The following is a 17,049-nucleotide window of genomic DNA, read 5'->3' as shown; positions in this document are numbered from 1 at the left end:
ACATACCTGAGAATTGTCAACGGGGAAATAAAATGACTTTGAATCCGGATAGAATATGCCGACATTCCAGTGTAGAAAATATATCTATCTTTGGTTTCACCAAACAAAGATCATTTTTTACCATATGAGCAAGGAAAATTTACAATCCATCCAAACGGAAGTTGACGCAAGTTATCTCTATGGAATATTGGCAGATCATGAAATTGATGTGCAAGTGGCAAAGATTTTCCGCAGCATGCAAGAGATAGAACTCAGTCATGCAGAGGCATTTATGAAAAAGCGTGGTCTAGATTTGATCTTACTTCCAAAGCCTTCTCGGCGAGCGAGAGTTTTGAAATGGTTAGCCGGATGGATAGGCTATGATTTTCTATTGGGAATATTGATGGATACTGAAAAAAGTTTGTCTTCCAGCGTACAGAACGCCAGAAAGATGACACAAACTGCTCCTTCTATTTCAGATACTGCACATGTCCAGATTTTGAAAAACATTCTCAGTGGAGAGCATCAAATTTCTAGTCAAAATCTTGCCCGATTTGAAAAAAGGCATCGCTCTGTTGGTGGCAATGCACTTCGGGCGGCAGTGTTGGGAGGAAATGATGGCCTTGTCTCAAATTTTAGTTTAGTCATGGGAATTGCCGGTGCTACCAACGGTCAGAAAGAAGTTTTATTGGCAGGATTGGCAGGACTTCTCGCAGGATCCCTATCCATGGCCCTTGGCGAATGGATTTCTGTGAAAAGCAGCCAGGAACTTTATGAAAACCAAATGGATCTTGAAATGGAAGAGCTTGAATCAAATCCTCAAGGGGAAGAAAAAGAGCTGGCCCTGATCTACATGACTAAAGGGATGGAAGAATCTCTGGCAAAACAAATGGCAAAAGATGTGATACAGGACAAAAGTAAAGCACATCAAATTCTTGTTTCAGAAGAGTTGGGTATCAATGCAGAAGAACTCAAAGGTTCAGCGATGGAAGCCGCTCTAGCTTCATTCATAAGTTTTGCGATTGGTGCTATATTGCCTGTTATCCCGTTTTTTTTCTCCGGGGGGTTGCAAGGAATTCTCTTGTCAGCATTAATAAGCGGAGTAGGACTTTTTGTCATTGGAGCGATTATAACATTATTCACCAATAAGAAAGTCTGGCACTCCGGTCTCCGCCAATTATTGTTTGGATTTATGGCAGCAGCAATTACTTATGCAATCGGAAAATTGATCGGTGTATCATTAGCGTAATATCAATAGATTAGTCTAAACCGCTTTTACAAAAATACAACTCTGTGTTCCTGACTATCCGAATAAAATTTAGCACGACAAAAAAAAGCTCACTATGCTTAGTGAGCTTTTTACAAGTCTTTAAATCCAAATTATACAAAAAAATTCTAAAGCAAGACACATTCCCAGCAAATATTGGCTCATAACATTGAAATAAAATCCTTGACCTCTTGCAATGTTTTCTTCTGACAATGGATTTGAGTCATCTCATCTTTTTCTACTTTTTTCTCAACATAACCAAGATAATAATCTACTTTTCCTTTCCCTATTAAAATATAAATCACATTTTGTCCGATAGGTAAGGCTGAGAAACAAATCTTCTCTGAATTTTTTACACAACATGGTCGCAACACAGCGTTATAATCTTTAAAAACGCCATATGCATTGAATGTAATCGTATCATTTCCAGGATTAGTTGAGACAATCAAGCAAGCTTCAGTTAGATCAATGCTGTCAAATTTAAGAAAATAATCACAATTGACCCATTTTAATCTCTCTGGAAAACATGTAATTCCAGTTTTCAATCCAAAAGAATCTACTTCCCATTCAGAGAAGAAAACATTTAATCTATTATTTGGATTTTTGTCAGCTTCAACCCAGTTGATTCCCGTTCTCGTTTCTTCACCATAAAATAAATCTACTTGAGGATTAATGTTAGACTGATCGACGGGAATTTGAATTTGATATTTTGCTCCCGGTTTCAGATTTACAGACTTACCATTACAGAAAATTTCAAGGTAAAACATGCCGCTTGATTCCAGTATTTCATTATTAGAATTGGTCCCTACCCCATTCGCAACCATATCTTTTTTTACCAATGCTCTTCTGACAACCGCTTTTACAGTACTGCATTCAGATGGCGATATATCTAATTGAAAAATTGATGGGTCAAAAGTCAACCTGGAGAAATCTGGGAATGTGTACTCAAAATATAAATGTGGATCAAACTCAAACGTATACTCTTCTGTCTTTAAGTCATCGAATGTACTGTTTTTCCAATCAAAGTTAAAACCAATTGCATCATCTCCATATGGAAAAAATACGTCTTCATCTTTACATTGCCAATGCAAAAATGACAATAAAATAATGGTTGCAATCCCGAATTTCAAATTTGTTTTCATGTTTAATTTTTTTTGTTATCTATATGACTGAAGAAATAGATACCCTGTTGCATGGAGTTATTAAAAATAATACTTTAATCCAATTTTAGTATGAATATTGAAATATCTTTGTTGAATGTGATACGAATTTTTATTAATTGGGCTAAAATAATATTGTATTGCAGGCTCGATAAAAGCTGACCATCTGTATCTGATTTTATGTTCCCATTGGACAGATAAGAAACTACTTAAACCAAAATTAGAATTATAGATTTCAGATTGCGGATACTTTCCAGTAGTAAAATAAGCATACCTGGAAACGCTATCCAAAACAGCACCTTTATGCCATGAATAGAAATTTACTCCTACACCTAATTGTATGTTGACTTTATTTTTTCCTTTTGAGAGTGTGTATCCAATTGAGACCGGGACTGACAAATGATGATGATAATTATGAATATTTACAAACCTTTCTCCGGTTATTGTATCTACCCTTACCAACTGACCATTGACAAATATTTGTTCAACTTTTTTATAGTTTTGATCTGAAAACTCCATTCGTTCCAACATATTTAAATATTCCATGCCTGTCCTCACTGAAACTTTTCGGAACTGTACGCCAATTTTAATACCAGCCATTGCAGATATCCTCGCAGACTCCGACGTTTTTCTGAGTTCAAAAACCTTTTGTGCATCCAGGTCTGAATTACTCAATCTCATTGGTGAATAAGAAGGTCCGGCATATGTTTCAACAAAAAATCCGACCTTCCGTGTCTTTTTAAAATTATAACATTTCGGATCCGGTTTATACAATTTTATACTCTCATTGGAATCAAAAATAATTTTTGATTTGAGTAGTTGCATTTCTACTACGGGAGAATTTAGTTGATCATACTTTGGCTGAAATTTACTTTCGTGAAAATGTTGAACTGAACTCTCAACAGAGTGATCAGAATTCAGAATGATCATATTTTGATCTGACAGGACATTAGATTTACTTTGATTGGATTGAAGAGTGAATGATGGCTGAATTTTATTTTTATTAGTTTGATTCGTTGGAATATAATAGGATTCTTTAGATTTTTCACATTCAACTCTATCATGATTCATATCTTCATTGTTCATACTTACTGAACTGTCGATAGTGATAAGGGAGTTTGAAGGAATGATCGACGTGTGCTCATTGTTCAGACCGTTAGTTGTCCAAATGTATCCGACGACCAAGCATAAAGTTCCAATCAACAAAAATGGCAGAATCACCGGTCTTCTTTTTTTCTTAGGCAAATGTTGTCTTACATTCTGCCAAATATGTTCCGGCACCTCAGGAAGAGGTTCATGATCCTTAGTAAACTGCTCCAAGTTAAATTCTTCACTCATAATTCCACTTTAATATTTGAATTAGCTCTTGTAATTTTATTGGCTAGAAATTTCTTAGCCCTTAGAACTTGCGACCTGCAAGTTGATTCAGTGATTTGCAACATCCCTGCTATTTCCTGGTAAGAATGTCCATCAATCATATGGAGATTGAACACAGTACGGTAACCTAAAGGCATGGTGTCGATCAGATGGATGATATCTCTGTATGCTAGGGATGAGATAACTTCGGGTTCACTCAAAAGCTCCGGCACTTCGCTATCCGGGATGCTCAATTTTTCTTTTTGCGAAGTTTGAATCTTGGTGAGACAGGTATTCAAGATGACCCGGCGGATCCAGGCTCCCAATGCACCCGTTGACTTCCACTGTTCAAGATTCTGAAAAATCTTGATAAATCCTTCTTGCAGATTATCCTCCGCTTCCGGGCGAGATGAAGAATACCGTACACACATAGCCAACATAGACGGTGCATAACGGTCGAATAAGGCTTTACACGCTTTTTCACTACCGCTCAGGCAATCCCGAACCAATGATGCATCATCCATTTATCTCCATGACTATCTCAAGTATGATTTTGTTGCATCATAAAAATTTTAATCTACATCAGATCTTTAATGAGGTATTGCTGCATTTCCACTTGAATCAACCTTAATTCTGTTTTTACAAAAAATCGTAAATGTATTGGAATTGGAAAAATAAGATCCTAAATTTGGTTCAGAAAGATTATTAAAATATTCTACAGCATACAAGTTCATAGCGAGATCCGGAAATTTTGAATACTTGCTTATTTCCTTCCTAAACATAGTGCTAATCAGTAAAAATTAGAAAGATACTAGAAAATATCACCTTTAAAATGTTTTAATAATAAGAAATTATCTCGGTTCTTTATAATTTTCCCTAAAATTGAATTTAGCATTGAAATGTCATTTGGTGCTATTTCACATCCTGCAAGATAAGGACAATGATTTAGTAAGAGTTTTTTAACTCCATTCTCCGAAACTATAAGGAAATCGGCAACATAATTCTTAACAACTTCATGTTCAATTGGAATTTTTAATATTCCAAAATCGCATTCAAATGCTTTACCGAATAATTCTACTTCTATCCAATTTCCCGTTGCGGCTTCCGGATAAAGACTGTTCCAATTTGAATTTTTTGTCACTCTTATTACTTGTTTAAATCTAACTCCAGATGAAAAATCATGAAAGCTTGTCTTCTGATTAAATATTGAAATAAATAATCTTTCTGTACAAAAATACTTACCATCATATCCTAAAAAATCATCTAAAGGGAAGTATGAAAAATCCAATCCATAATTTTTAGCATTAAAATTTTCATATTCTGTATTTAAATCATAATTTGCTATTGAATTAAGTAAAATTAAAAAATATTTCATAAGTAATTTATCTAATTGGAGGGATGAATTGCGAGCCAAATGTATCATCAATTTCTTTAGCCTTTTGAATTACTAAATCCATTGGTGGAGCAGTGTTTGTTTTTCTATATGGATCTAAAAATTCATTCCATTTATACGTAATAGTTTGATGAAATGCCTTACTAGGCATTCCCCTTAAATTTTCAAGAGAATGCATATCACTTTGATAACAAGATTCCATTTATCAGAAATTTCTTGTGGTACTGCATGATGAACCTCAGCAATTTGATCCCGCACTTCATTAAACTTATTTTTAAAATTAGTTGCATATGTATTGGAAGTGGCAAAATAAGATCCAAATTTTGGCTCAGCGAGATTATCAACATATTTTACAGCATCCAAATTTTTGGCGAGAGCCGGAAATTTTGAATATATCTTCTTCCATGTACCTACCAGATGTGAAAAACCCTCTGTTGCTTTCCACGCATCCTTTATATCATCTGATTTTCTCCATAAATCAAAAATCTCATCAGGCAATAAAATGCCTGCCATTGCAAAAAAGCAACCCCAGGACAAATCATTACAACTTTGGTAAATATCTGCAGCATCACCAATTCCAAACGGTAATAATGTGATCCCGATGGGTGCAAGTTCTTTTGCAAAAACTATCCAATAAAAATATAGAGTTTCGGGATCAGGAATAATCCACATGCTATTTTCGGTAGCTGCATTAAACAATACTGCGGTTTTTATGTACTTATCAATCGAATTTGATTCTACCCAATCACCTAAATGCGGGACATTTGAAGTATAATTCCCAGAATTATGACAGCTAAATTTAAAATGAAACTTTGCTGCAGCTATTGACACATCACTAGCACCATTTTCAATAACAAAATTATCAACTTCTTCAATTAATTCTGGAGTTGCATTTGGACAATTCGAATTACTAATTTCTAAGCTAAAATTTTTATACTTTTCTAATTTTAAATTGACACAACGAATAAAATCCATTGAAGATAGGTCACAAGACCTAATTAACAAAAATAGTTGATCATCATACAATATGTTAATATTTAACAATTTACGCAATCCAGGAATCATCGCCTTTATCAAGTCTTCTTGATCTTGCGAAACAGGACACCCAGGACAAGAAATTACAAATCTAAAATCATCATACCATTCACTTCCATTTCCAGGATTTTCACAGTCAAGCACTCTAAATGTTTGGCAAATAATTTGACCCCTGGTCGAAACACCTTTACCAGGATCAAAATCAGGACAATCAATATCCCTAAACCATCCATCCCACCATTCACCAAAATCTTCCCAGCGATCATCTAGCCATTCACCAAAATCTCCCCACACATCACTCCACCAATCAATAAAATCTTCCCATCCATCCTCAACGTGATCCCAAAAGTCATCCCAATTATCCCTAAAATCATCCCAAAATCTATCCCAATCGCTATCTCCCTGATTTGGTATGCCATCATTGTCATGGTCCCCATCCCAAAAATCATTAATATCACCATCAATACCTAATTCATCCCAGAAATCATTAAATCTATCATACCAATCTTGATAATCTTGATCTTCCATGTCTGGGATACCATCATTATCATGATCCCCATCAAATAAATCTTTATACTTTTCAACATTTGGGTCACCATTCCCTGGATACCACCAAGATTGCAAATCATCTTCCAACCAGCAAATCTCAATATCTCTCCAAATACAATCGCTGGTATTGTCAGGATCATTTATCTTTGCCAAATATGTACAAACTGTGTTTGCTAAAACGGCATCTGCAAAATTGAATATTTTGAGATCAAATGCTAAAGTAGCTTTAACTAAGTTCAATTTTTGAATAGGATCACCGTTTTCAACATCATATAAACTCGTCCTTGACAATCCATTTTTAATATAATATTTAGAGTTCTCATTTTTATAATGAACGATTGTAAGAACCCCAGAAGTTAATCGTAAATCATCTTTTGCAAATGGTACTATAATTAAGTTACTCTGGTCTTCCGGGTTAAAGTATAAAACTGATTCATTCCATAAGGGATTTCCTACATCATTTTGCAGACGCTCTACAAAGTGTGATGTGGAATTTTCTTCTGCAAGTTCCCTGATGGCTGCAAACAGCATAGGATGGTATATAGGCATTTGATTATTTCTTTGTGCCAAAGTTGCACCATTGAAAAATCTTTTTTCTTTATCGCTCCATTCAAAATCCACATTTTGCACTTTCTTCTGAACAGAAAAATCTTCTTCAACTAAAGTTTTTTTACAACTTATTGCCGTCATGAATAATATTAAAATGACGAGAATTAAATGGCTAAAGTTTTGGAATTTCTCATAATTGCTGCATGAAAATAACCTAACAAAGAGTAATTTGCTAAAATAAAATAAAGGTTTCATAAACTAGATTCCATAAATAAGTGCGACAGTTAATAAAATATTCTTTTGGAGAAAGACCTATTCTAAAAATAGGTACTTTCCCCTCAAGATTTTTAACTGTACACAAATGTATAAACAAATCACCTACCCTCAAAGGGTATTAATTGAACAATTTAGAAGGCAAGGAATGAGCATTATTCAGATAGCTTTGGAATTAGGGTTTCATAGAAGCACAATATATCGGGAACTCGATAGAAACTCTTCACCTGGTTCATACAAGTTATATGGAAGCGCAAGAGCGCAGGATCGGAGTGAACAGAGAGCACAAGGAAAGGGAAGGAAGAATAAAATTACAAGCGATCTTAGATGCAAAGTGGATCAATTACTTAAAATCAAGTGGAGCCCAGAGCAAATCGAAGGTCGAGCGAATATTGATAAGTATGAAAGGGTTAGTAAAGAGTGCATATATCAATATGTATATGAAGATAAAAGGAAAGGAGGTGATCTATGGAGTAATTTAAGACATTCCCACAGAAGAAGGCGAAGACGCAAAAATACCTATAAACAAAGGGGAATTATCAAAAACAGAGTATGTATTGAAGATAGACCAAAGATTGTTGAATCTCAAAAAAGGTATGGAGATTGGGAAGGAGATACTATAGTAGGAAAGAATCATAAGTCTCAAATTGCCAGTATGGTGGAAAGAAAATCCTTGTTTGTAAAGATTATTAAGCTGGAGTCCAAAGGAGCTAAATTCACAGCCAAAACAATCAGTTGCAAATTGAAAAATATAAAAACTTATGCCATACAATTACATTAGACAATGGAAAAGAAAATGCAGATCATCAAACATTGGCTAAAGCATTGAATACTAAGATATACTTTGCTCATCCATATTCTGCTTATGAAAGAGGTTGCAATGAAAATATCAATGGTTTAATACGGCAATACTTGCCAAAAAAATCAGACTTTTCCATGCTCAAGCAAACTGACTTGGATCGAATTGAATCCCAAATAAATAATCGACCTAGAAAAAAATTAGGTTACAAAACACCAAATGAAGTATTTTTGAACCTTGTCGCACTTAAATGTTGAATTCAGCTAATAAATAAATGTTAATAATGAACAAAATAGATGTCAACACATTAAGTTGTTCGACCTTTGGCTATCAATCCATACCAAAGGTACCATAAATATTCAAATATCAAAATATTTTATTTAAATAATTGATATTTTTAATATTTATATATATTAAAAAACAATTTATCCATATTATAATTTTATTTGCCCTTCATCATTTTTGGTAGCTGCCTGAGGGTGGCCAGCTCTTTATATTTGGAGCGCACTTCCTCAGCCGGAACACCGTAATAAGTTTGAGGTTTTGTCAGATTTTTCGATACACCTGATTTTGCAAGCAGGACTATATTGTCAGCTATCACAAGGTTTTGAGCTACTCCTACCTGTCCATACATAGTGACATTATTCCCAACAACTGTCTTTCCTCCTATACCCACCTGAGCCGCAAACAGGCAATTTTTCCCAATGACTACTCCGTGACCAATATGTACCTGACAGTCAATTTTTGTTCCTTCATGTATGATAGTATCTCCTGAAACACCTTTGTTGACAGTGGTGCCTGCGCCTATCGTCACACGGTCATGAATAATTGTTCTTCCACATGAGCGCCATGGAATAAATCCATTTGCTGTTTTCTTGTAGTAAAAAGCATCACTTCCGATGACAGCAGCTGCATGGATGACTACTTCTGATCCGAGGACAGAGTACTCTCCAATATAAGCATTTGCATGTATGTGGCAGTGAGGTCCAATCACTGCATAATGACCTACAAAAACACCTTGCTCAATGGTAGCTGTCGGATGAATATATGCCGTTGGACTAACACCTTCCACTTGAGGGAGAATTGGCCTGTGTTGCAATACGATACTGTTATAAACCTCGAATGGATTGTCACAGATCAGTAATGCTTTGCCTTCAGGACATAGCTCTGTCTTGTTGATTATAATGATTGAAGCCTCAGATTGGATAGATTTCTGGTAGTACTTTTCAGCATCAACAAAGGTGATATCTCCTGGGCAAACTTTGTGAATTTCGTTGATGCCTGTTGCCATGAGACGTTCATCTCCGATAATATTGAGTTGATATTGTTTGGCCAATTCACTGATGGCAATTGGATGAGAAAACTTCATCGAGCAATATTTTTTTTGGTTAATGTGCTTCGAGCCAATTTGCTCCGGATTGTATTCCTACTTCAATTGGGACTTTGAGTCCGGGAATAGCATGCTTCATTTCATATGCGATTAATTCCATCATCTCTTTTTCTTCATTTCGTGGGACATCAAATACCAATTCATCATGTACCTGTAGTATCATCCTGGTAGCTGCATTCAAAGTTAACAACTTTTGATGTATATTGATCATAGCCAATTTTATTAAATCAGCTGCGGTTCCCTGTATAGGTGTATTGATCGCAACTCTTTCACTGTTACTTCGCGCCAATGCATTTTTCGAGTCGATATCTCTAAGTATCCTCTTACGACCCATCAGCGTACTGATATAGCCTTTCTTTCTTGCCTGATCCACTACGTCTGACATGTAATTTTTAAGTCCCGGATAAGTTTTAAAATAATTGTCTATCAACTCCTTTGCTTCTTGTCTGCTCAGTCCCAGTTGTCTGGAGATGTTGGTAGAACCTGCCCCATAAATGATTGAAAAATTCACGGTTTTGGCATTTCTCCTTTGATCAGCGGTTACTTCATCATAAGGAACATTATATACCTTGGCAGCAGTAGCCCTGTGGATATCCTGATCTTTGAGAAATGCTTCAAGCATAACCTCTTCATTGCTAATTTCAGCAATCAATCTGAGTTCAATCTGGCTGTAATCAGCCGAAATTAAAATATGTTGCTCATCCCGAGGTAAAAAAGCTTTGCGGATTTCTCTTCCTGCTTCGTCTTTGATGGGTATGTTTTGTAAATTGGGATTCTCTGAACTTAACCTTCCGGTTGCTGCCCTTGCCTGATTGAATGAGCTATGTACGCGTCCTGTCCGTGGGTTAATCATGTTGGGCAATGCATCGACATAAGTTGATTTAAGCTTGGAAAGTTTTCTGAAATCCAGAATTTGCCTGACGATGCTGGATTCATCAGCCAATTCATTCAACTTATCTTCGTCAGTAGAGTACTGATTAGTGCCAGTTTTTTTCCAACGGTAAGGGAGTTTCAGCTTTTCAAACAACACTTCTCCCACTTGCTTTGGACTGGCTATATTAAATCTGACTCCCGCACTTTCATACACTAGATGTTCAGCCTGCGCGATATTTTTTTGCAACACTTTACTGTAATCATTCAGAAACTTCTTGTCAATCCTAACACCTTCAAACTCTATATCTCTAAGCACTCTGACCAGAGGCATCTCTATTTTATGAAACAGCGTGTCGAGATCTTGTTTATGCAGGTCTTTTTCGAGAATACTGAAAAGTTGAAGCGTGACGTCTGCATCTTCCCCTGCATATTCTTTTATCTTTTCCAAAGGAACATCTCTCATGCTACCCTGATCTGCTGATTTTTTGCCTATGAGTGCCTCGATAGGTACCATATGATAGTTCAGATAAGATTCAGACAGATAATCCAACTTATGACGCAAATCCGGTTCAAGAAGGTAATGAGCGATCATTGTGTCAAATGCAGGTACATTCATATTGATACCATACCACCGGAGCATCAACTGATCATATTTGATATTTTGTCCAATGATTTTTCTGGAAGGATCCTCAAGTATATGCCTGAATCTCAAGACTAGTGCTCTAGCTTTATCCTGATCAGCAGACACAGGTACATAGTAAGCATAGTGAGCTTTCAGGCTAAAAGACAATCCAACCAACTCCGCCTGATTGGCATCGATTCCTGTGGTTTCTGTATCAAAAGAAATTATGTCCGACTTCTCCAATGTCTCAATCAGCTCCGCCAGTTTTACATCTGTATCCACAAGAGTATATTCGTGTGGAGTGCTGTCAATATCTTGCTCTGCTATTTTGTATTCCGGTTTTTCTTCTTGGGATGATTTAGCAGCCTCTTCCTTTGAAGGTGCGATATCAAATAGGGTTTTTTGCTCATGAATTTCCCCCAAAATGGCAACTGCCAGAGTTCTGAATTCTAAGTCTTTGAATAAGGTGGTCAACTTCTCTCGATCAAAATTTTCAATCCGGTATCTTTTTTCGTCAAAAGAGATCGGCACCTCAATATCTATGGTAGCCAATTGTTTAGACAGCAAAGCTTGTTGAGCAAATTCTTTGACTTTATCCTTGAGTTTACCTGAAATCTGGTCAGCATTTGCAATCAAGTTTTCTACATTGTCAAAATCCTGAAGCAATTTCATTGCTGTTTTCTCGCCGACACCTGGTATGCCCGGAATGTTGTCCACGGCATCTCCCTGAAGTCCTAACATGTCAATCACTTGATCTACTCTCTTTATACCCCACGTAGCCATCACCTCTGCTGGGCCGAGTATATCAATACCATTCCCTTGTCTAGATGGTTTATACATAAAGATGTGCTCTTCTACCAACTGCCCATAATCTTTGTCCGGAGTGACCATATACACTTCAAACCCTTCTTTGGAAGCCTGTTTTGCGAGTGTGCCGATGACATCATCAGCTTCATAGCTCTCCTTAGTGACTACAGGTATGTTAAATGCTTCGATGATTTTTTCTATGTAGGGTAAGGCAAGTGTAATATCTTCTGGCTGGGCTTCACGATTAGCTTTATATGCTGCATACACCTTATGCCGAAAGGTGGGACCATGAAGATCGAAAGCAACTGCCAGATGGGTCGGACGTTCATTCCTGATAATATCCCAAAGCGTCCTCACAAATCCTGATATCGCTGAAGTATTGAGACCTTTCGAGTTGTATAGCGGCCTTGTAATAAAAGCGTAATGCGCTCTATACACTAAAGCATGTCCATCCAACAAAAATAGTTTTTTAGAGGTAGAATTTGACATATTTCGAAATCTGTTGCTGCAAGATATTGAGATTATACTGAATATAACCGAAATTCACTAAAATTAGCGCACCAAAAGTAGGATTAGTGCAAGGTTATAATGTCTCTCTTGAAAGTATGTTTTAATGCCTAAAATAGGCTAAAACTAGAGAAACAAGTATTTGTGTTGAGACTTATGCGAAGTTCTCACTTTTTTTAAAAAAAAGGCCTTCTTGTAAAAAGAAGGCCCAAGTGATAGTTTAACTTACGGGAAGAAAAACTTAAAAGTTACGATTGTAGGTAATTAAAATTTGCTCGATGATATTGACTCTTTTTCCTATTCCTTTCACACCACCAACTGCATCTGCATCGGTTATCTGATTGAATTTGTTGTCATCATAATAAGCATCTCCTCTAATTTGGAAATTGAATCCTTTTAAGATTTCAAAAGAAAGGCTGTTTAACCAAACGACGTCAATATTTTGAGGGTTGTCGAGGTAATCAGAAAAAAGACCTAAATCAGAATTGAAATTGAATCTTTTTAGAAATGTGTTGTTATAAGCAACTTTTGCCAATGCACCGAGGCCGAGCTTCGACTGATTATATTCTGTAGTGCTGTTGTCCTTGAGTTTGGTACCGTGGATTCCTAGATTTGCAATGTTTTTGTCAGCAATATAAATCAACTGCACAGCCACTGGAGATAAGAAAAAGTTTAAATGTGAATCATGCACATACTTCATACCAGGTGCAGCGGTTATAGTAGCCGGAGAAAAAAACTTTGATACTACAGAAGTATTGTAGGGACCAGCATGGATATCTTTCAAATAAAGTTTTTTGCTCGAAGAATCCAAGTAAGAAGGCAACAACTGACTCAATAATCCAAAGTCAAAAGAATATGCCCATTTAGAACCTTCTTTGATCTGATAAGCCCAGTTGGAATTGAAATTCAGCAAATCCAGAGCTTTCTCAAAAGGTGCTTTCACATCAGAACCACTAGCAACTAGTCCGGATCCGATTTTTTGAGTTGAAAGATTAATCAATAGGTTGTTTTTCCATGTCATTAAATCTTTTTTGTAGTTCGCTTGAAAACCGAGTGCACCCCCCAATCCGAGACGGTTAGATCCAGAACCAAGATATGGATTTAAATTAAACAATTGTCCAAGATCCAAGCCGATTGCGCCTTTTCTTGCCCAGCCATTTTCAGAACCAACTGTACCCATGGTTGCCTCTAATTTTTTCTTCCTCTCTGCTTCCTGGGCAGCTCTGTTCTTTTCGTCTTCAGTTTGTCCAAACAAGCTGATCACACTAGTTAAAAGTAAAAAAGGTAAAATGAATTTTTTCATAAATATAATATTTGGTTTATTTCTTAAAAATTTCAATACGATCCTTGGATAATTTATTCAATGGAATAATTACAATTCTCTCCCCTGTGTCAAGGGTAATTGATGTTTTATCTATTTCAACAATTGTCCCTTTGATTCCGTCCAGAACAACTTCCTGACCGAGGGAAAGTTTGTCTTTACTATAGAACGAAACCAAAAAATTGGCAACCATGTCCTTTGATGCAAACCCATATCCGATGGCAAAAGCCAATGCAATGCCAGCAATCAAAATTGAAATATTCGTGGCTATAAAATTTGTATTGACTTTAGCCTGGCCCAACGCACTAATGAGAACATTAACCAAGATAAAATAAAAAACAGCTGATCCAATAAACTTGCCAGACGGAACACCAAAACTGTCACAGGCTTTGACCACCGCATTTTTTGCAAACTCAGCAAAAATAAAACCCACGAAAAGTAACAGCAATGCAGTGACCAGATTGGGAATCCAGTTGAGGATATCTCTCACTAGTTGAGATAATGAATCCATGCCTAGAACATCTGTTGCAGCAACTATGAAAATCAATAGAATGAAATAATATAATATAGTTGATATGATCACGCTAGGATAAACTCTAAATGAGGTTTTCTCAATAAATTCAAAGTTGTTGATCACCTCAGCATATTTATCAACATTGAGCTTCTTTAAAGAACCACTCAGGATTCTCCGAATCAGTTTGCTGACAATGATTCCTAAAATTAGAATTATAAAAGCTCCGGTTAGCTTGGGAATGGTTGCTATGAAGCCTGATATCAGTTGCTGTAAATTATCTGTTACTAACATATGGGGTCGATAAAAAAATTGGTCATTAATGTGGGAACTTATTGGAATCCGTTTTGACTTCAGTTTTAGAATTTGAAGGAGTTGCGCTAGGTGCAGAAAAATCTTTATTAGACAACATCTTCATGTAAGTTTGACTTTGTCTTGGTAAGAACAACTCAATTAAGTTTGCAAACAAATGCAAAAAACTCAAATTGCTTTTAATCTTTTTTTCAATTAGTGGTGCTTTATTCTGTACAAACTCACCCATCTCTTTTTCGTACAGGTTTTTAAAATTATTCTTATTCATATTTTGTATTTTTCAATTGCTCGCGAAATCTTTCTTTTGCCCTTTTAATTTTCATTTTGATTGCACTCTCTGTTTTATTGAGAATGCCACAAATCTCTTTGATAGAGAGATCATCAATATACTTCATTAAAAGGACTGCTTTATCCTGGGGATGCATTTTGTTCATGATATCTTCTATAATATTCATGTCAATCAGATCCATCCATGATTCATCCGTATCTTCTTCAACGTCCAGTTCCCCTGAAATTTCTTCAATAGAGGTCACCTGAAGTTTTTTGCCTCTCCTCAATGTGTCGATACAATAATTATAAGTTATCGAATATACCCAGGTTGAGAATTTTGATTTTTCTCCAAATTTTGACATATTAAAAAGTAACTTCATAAATATGTCATGGACAGCATCAGCAGCTTCAGATTCATCTTTAAAAAAAGACAAACACTTCCCATATATTTTGCCGGAATATCTTTGATAGATTTCCGAAAAATAATACTCATCCTGCGAACTCAGATAGAGACTTACAATCTCTTCGTCACTGATTTGCGGCAGTTTAACAATAGTTGGTTGGGGCACAGGGAAAAATTAGATATATTATATCAAATCGCTACTTTTGACTCAGAAATATGCAAAAGTAACAAATAATTGATGCGAGTAAAAGCAATGTTCCCGGAGTTTTCGGGTAAACCAAGCCAAATTTGCGGGGTATTTTTCTTCTCATTTTTGATCTTGACAGCAAGAATTCAGGCACAGACTCAAGATAAGGACGTGTTGTTCATTCGATCCATTTATGATCAAGTATTACGCTCGGGTACGTCTTACAGTTGGCTCGAACACATTTCTGAAAAGATAGGTGGCAGAATTGCCGGAAGTCCACAGTCAGAACAAGCTATCAGTTTTACTCATACAATGCTGGATAGTATAGGCTGTGATACGGTCTGGAACCTTCCTTGCCAGGTTAAATACTGGTATAGAGGAAGCAAAAGGGAAACTTTCAGCTTGGTGTCGCATCCTGATCTTGGCAACCAATCATTCAAAGTGTTGGCTCTGGGTGGTTCCGGAGCTTCTGCCCCAAAAGGTGCCACTGGCGAAATCATTGAATTCAAAAGTCTAGATGAAGCAAAAACCAGGAATAAGGAAATCCCTGGAAAAATCGTTTACTTTTCTCGTGCCTTTGATCAAAAGCATCTGAGAACTTTTCATGCTTATGGTGGAGCAGTAGATCAGCGAGTATTTGGTCCCAACTTAGCCTCAAAATATGGCGCCACTGCATGTGTGATCAGGTCGATGGGTAGCAGGATAGACCCCTGGCCGCATACAGGAGTAACCATTTTTGAAGATAGCGTGAAGAGAATTCCTGCAGTTGCTCTGAGCACTCAAGATGCTGAAATCCTGAGTAAACTGATCCAAAAAGGACCTGTGAAGGCCAAAGTCAAGACTTATTGCGAAGACAGAGGCTTGAAACCGAGTTTTAGTGTCATTGGAGAAATACGTGGGTCTGAATTTCCGGAAGAAATCATCCTGGTAGGTGGGCATTTAGATTCCTGGGATGTGGGTGGTGGCGCTCATGATGATGGTGCCGGATGTGTACAAGCAATGGAAGTTCTCCACACCATGATCAAAATGAATTACAAACCCAAGAGAACAATCAGATGCGTATTGTTTATGAATGAGGAAAATGGACTAGCTGGTGGATTGTCATACGCCAAGTGGTCGAATGAAAACAAGGAATTCCATTTGGCGGCAATTGAGTCTGATGCCGGTGGATTTACACCTCTGGGTTTCAACTTTGATGCAGACAGCAGCATGGTTAAATCGTATGCTCAGGCTCTCGGAAAATGGTCAGAATTACTTGAATCTTATGACCTGAAAATTTCAAAAGGGGGAAGTGGAGCAGACATTGGTCCATTGAAATCACAAAAAGGTTTGCTGGTCGGGCTTTCTCCGGATTCGCAAAGATACTTCGAATATCATCATACAGAGGCTGACAGAATCCAGGCCGTCCATCCTAGAGAGCTTTCCCTTGGAACAGCAGCCATGGCAAGCCTGATCTACCTTATCGATCAATACGGACTTCAATAAC

16 protein-coding genes are annotated in these 17,049 nt (G+C 36.7%); 4 read left to right on the top strand and 12 right to left on the bottom strand.

What is annotated here, in order from left to right; translation table 11 throughout:
- Positions 1-124 precede the first annotated feature (124 nt).
- Positions 125-1,228 (top strand): VIT1/CCC1 transporter family protein, encoded by a 1,104-nt coding sequence (locus IPI99_07785; GenBank protein MBK7340412.1) that lies wholly within the window; start codon positions 125-127, stop codon positions 1,226-1,228.
- 179 nt (positions 1,229-1,407) lie between these two features.
- Here IPI99_07785 and IPI99_07780 read toward each other — a convergent pair whose 3' ends face one another.
- From IPI99_07780 to IPI99_07755, 6 genes are all read right to left on the bottom strand, one after another.
- Positions 1,408-2,388 carry a hypothetical protein gene (locus IPI99_07780; GenBank protein MBK7340411.1) on the bottom strand — a complete coding sequence of 327 codons (981 nt, stop codon included), beginning with the start codon at positions 2,386-2,388 and terminating at the stop codon, positions 1,408-1,410.
- A 60-nt stretch (positions 2,389-2,448) separates the two neighbouring features.
- Complete coding sequence (locus IPI99_07775; GenBank protein ID MBK7340410.1) at positions 2,449-3,744, bottom strand: hypothetical protein; 1,296 nt, start codon at positions 3,742-3,744, stop codon at positions 2,449-2,451.
- Positions 3,741-4,286, bottom strand: coding sequence for an RNA polymerase sigma factor (locus tag IPI99_07770; protein ID MBK7340409.1), 546 nt, complete (start codon positions 4,284-4,286; stop codon positions 3,741-3,743). The genes IPI99_07775 and IPI99_07770 overlap by 4 nt, the downstream gene beginning before the upstream one ends.
- A 287-nt stretch (positions 4,287-4,573) precedes the next feature.
- The gene (locus IPI99_07765) at positions 4,574-5,137 is read right to left on the bottom strand and encodes a hypothetical protein (protein MBK7340408.1); all 564 of its coding nucleotides are present in this window, start codon (positions 5,135-5,137) and stop codon (positions 4,574-4,576) included.
- Between the two features lie 7 nt (positions 5,138-5,144).
- Positions 5,145-5,306, bottom strand: a complete 162-nt coding sequence (locus IPI99_07760) for a hypothetical protein (GenBank protein MBK7340407.1) — start codon at positions 5,304-5,306, stop codon at positions 5,145-5,147.
- A gap of 5 nt (positions 5,307-5,311) precedes the next feature.
- On the bottom strand, positions 5,312-7,429 hold the full coding sequence (locus IPI99_07755) for a hypothetical protein (protein MBK7340406.1): 2,118 nt from the start codon (positions 7,427-7,429) through the stop codon (positions 5,312-5,314).
- A 220-nt stretch (positions 7,430-7,649) separates the two neighbouring features.
- Here IPI99_07755 and IPI99_07750 point away from each other — a divergent pair, with 220 nt between their 5' ends.
- Complete coding sequence (locus tag IPI99_07750; GenBank protein MBK7340405.1) at positions 7,650-8,342, top strand: IS30 family transposase; 693 nt, start codon at positions 7,650-7,652, stop codon at positions 8,340-8,342.
- Positions 8,297-8,617 (top strand): IS30 family transposase, encoded by a 321-nt coding sequence (locus tag IPI99_07745; GenBank protein ID MBK7340404.1) that lies wholly within the window; start codon positions 8,297-8,299, stop codon positions 8,615-8,617. Before IPI99_07750 ends, IPI99_07745 begins: the two co-directional genes overlap by 46 nt.
- A gap of 185 nt (positions 8,618-8,802) precedes the next feature.
- Here the strand turns inward: IPI99_07745 and IPI99_07740 are convergent, their stop codons facing one another.
- The 6 genes from IPI99_07740 to IPI99_07715 all read right to left on the bottom strand — a co-directional run bounded on the left by IPI99_07740 (position 8,803) and on the right by IPI99_07715 (position 15,542).
- The gene (locus IPI99_07740; GenBank protein MBK7340403.1) at positions 8,803-9,729 is read right to left on the bottom strand and encodes a UDP-3-O-(3-hydroxymyristoyl)glucosamine N-acyltransferase; all 927 of its coding nucleotides are present in this window, start codon (positions 9,727-9,729) and stop codon (positions 8,803-8,805) included.
- A 19-nt stretch (positions 9,730-9,748) separates the two neighbouring features.
- A complete protein-coding gene (gene polA, locus IPI99_07735; GenBank protein MBK7340402.1) occupies positions 9,749-12,541 on the bottom strand; it encodes a DNA polymerase I in 2,793 nt (930 codons plus the stop codon).
- 259 nt (positions 12,542-12,800) lie between these two features.
- Complete coding sequence (locus IPI99_07730; GenBank protein ID MBK7340401.1) at positions 12,801-13,862, bottom strand: DUF3078 domain-containing protein; 1,062 nt, start codon at positions 13,860-13,862, stop codon at positions 12,801-12,803.
- A 16-nt stretch (positions 13,863-13,878) separates the two neighbouring features.
- Complete coding sequence (locus IPI99_07725; GenBank protein ID MBK7340400.1) at positions 13,879-14,685, bottom strand: hypothetical protein; 807 nt, start codon at positions 14,683-14,685, stop codon at positions 13,879-13,881.
- Between the two features lie 25 nt (positions 14,686-14,710).
- On the bottom strand, positions 14,711-14,971 hold the full coding sequence (locus IPI99_07720) for a hypothetical protein (protein ID MBK7340399.1): 261 nt from the start codon (positions 14,969-14,971) through the stop codon (positions 14,711-14,713).
- Positions 14,964-15,542 (bottom strand): sigma-70 family RNA polymerase sigma factor, encoded by a 579-nt coding sequence (locus tag IPI99_07715; GenBank protein MBK7340398.1) that lies wholly within the window; start codon positions 15,540-15,542, stop codon positions 14,964-14,966. The genes IPI99_07720 and IPI99_07715 overlap by 8 nt, the downstream gene beginning before the upstream one ends.
- Before the next feature lie 87 nt (positions 15,543-15,629).
- On the opposite strand from IPI99_07715, the gene IPI99_07710 reads away from it, so the two are divergent.
- Positions 15,630-17,048, top strand: a complete 1,419-nt coding sequence (locus IPI99_07710; GenBank protein ID MBK7340397.1) for a M20/M25/M40 family metallo-hydrolase — start codon at positions 15,630-15,632, stop codon at positions 17,046-17,048.
- The last annotated feature ends 1 nt before the right edge of the window (position 17,049 follow it).

The sequence above is a fragment of the Saprospiraceae bacterium genome (assembly GCA_016710235.1).
Taxonomy (GTDB): Bacteria; Bacteroidota; Bacteroidia; order Chitinophagales; family Saprospiraceae; genus Vicinibacter.
The sequence above is the reverse complement of the archived record's forward strand: the minus strand, read 5'-3'. Positions and strand labels throughout refer to the sequence as shown.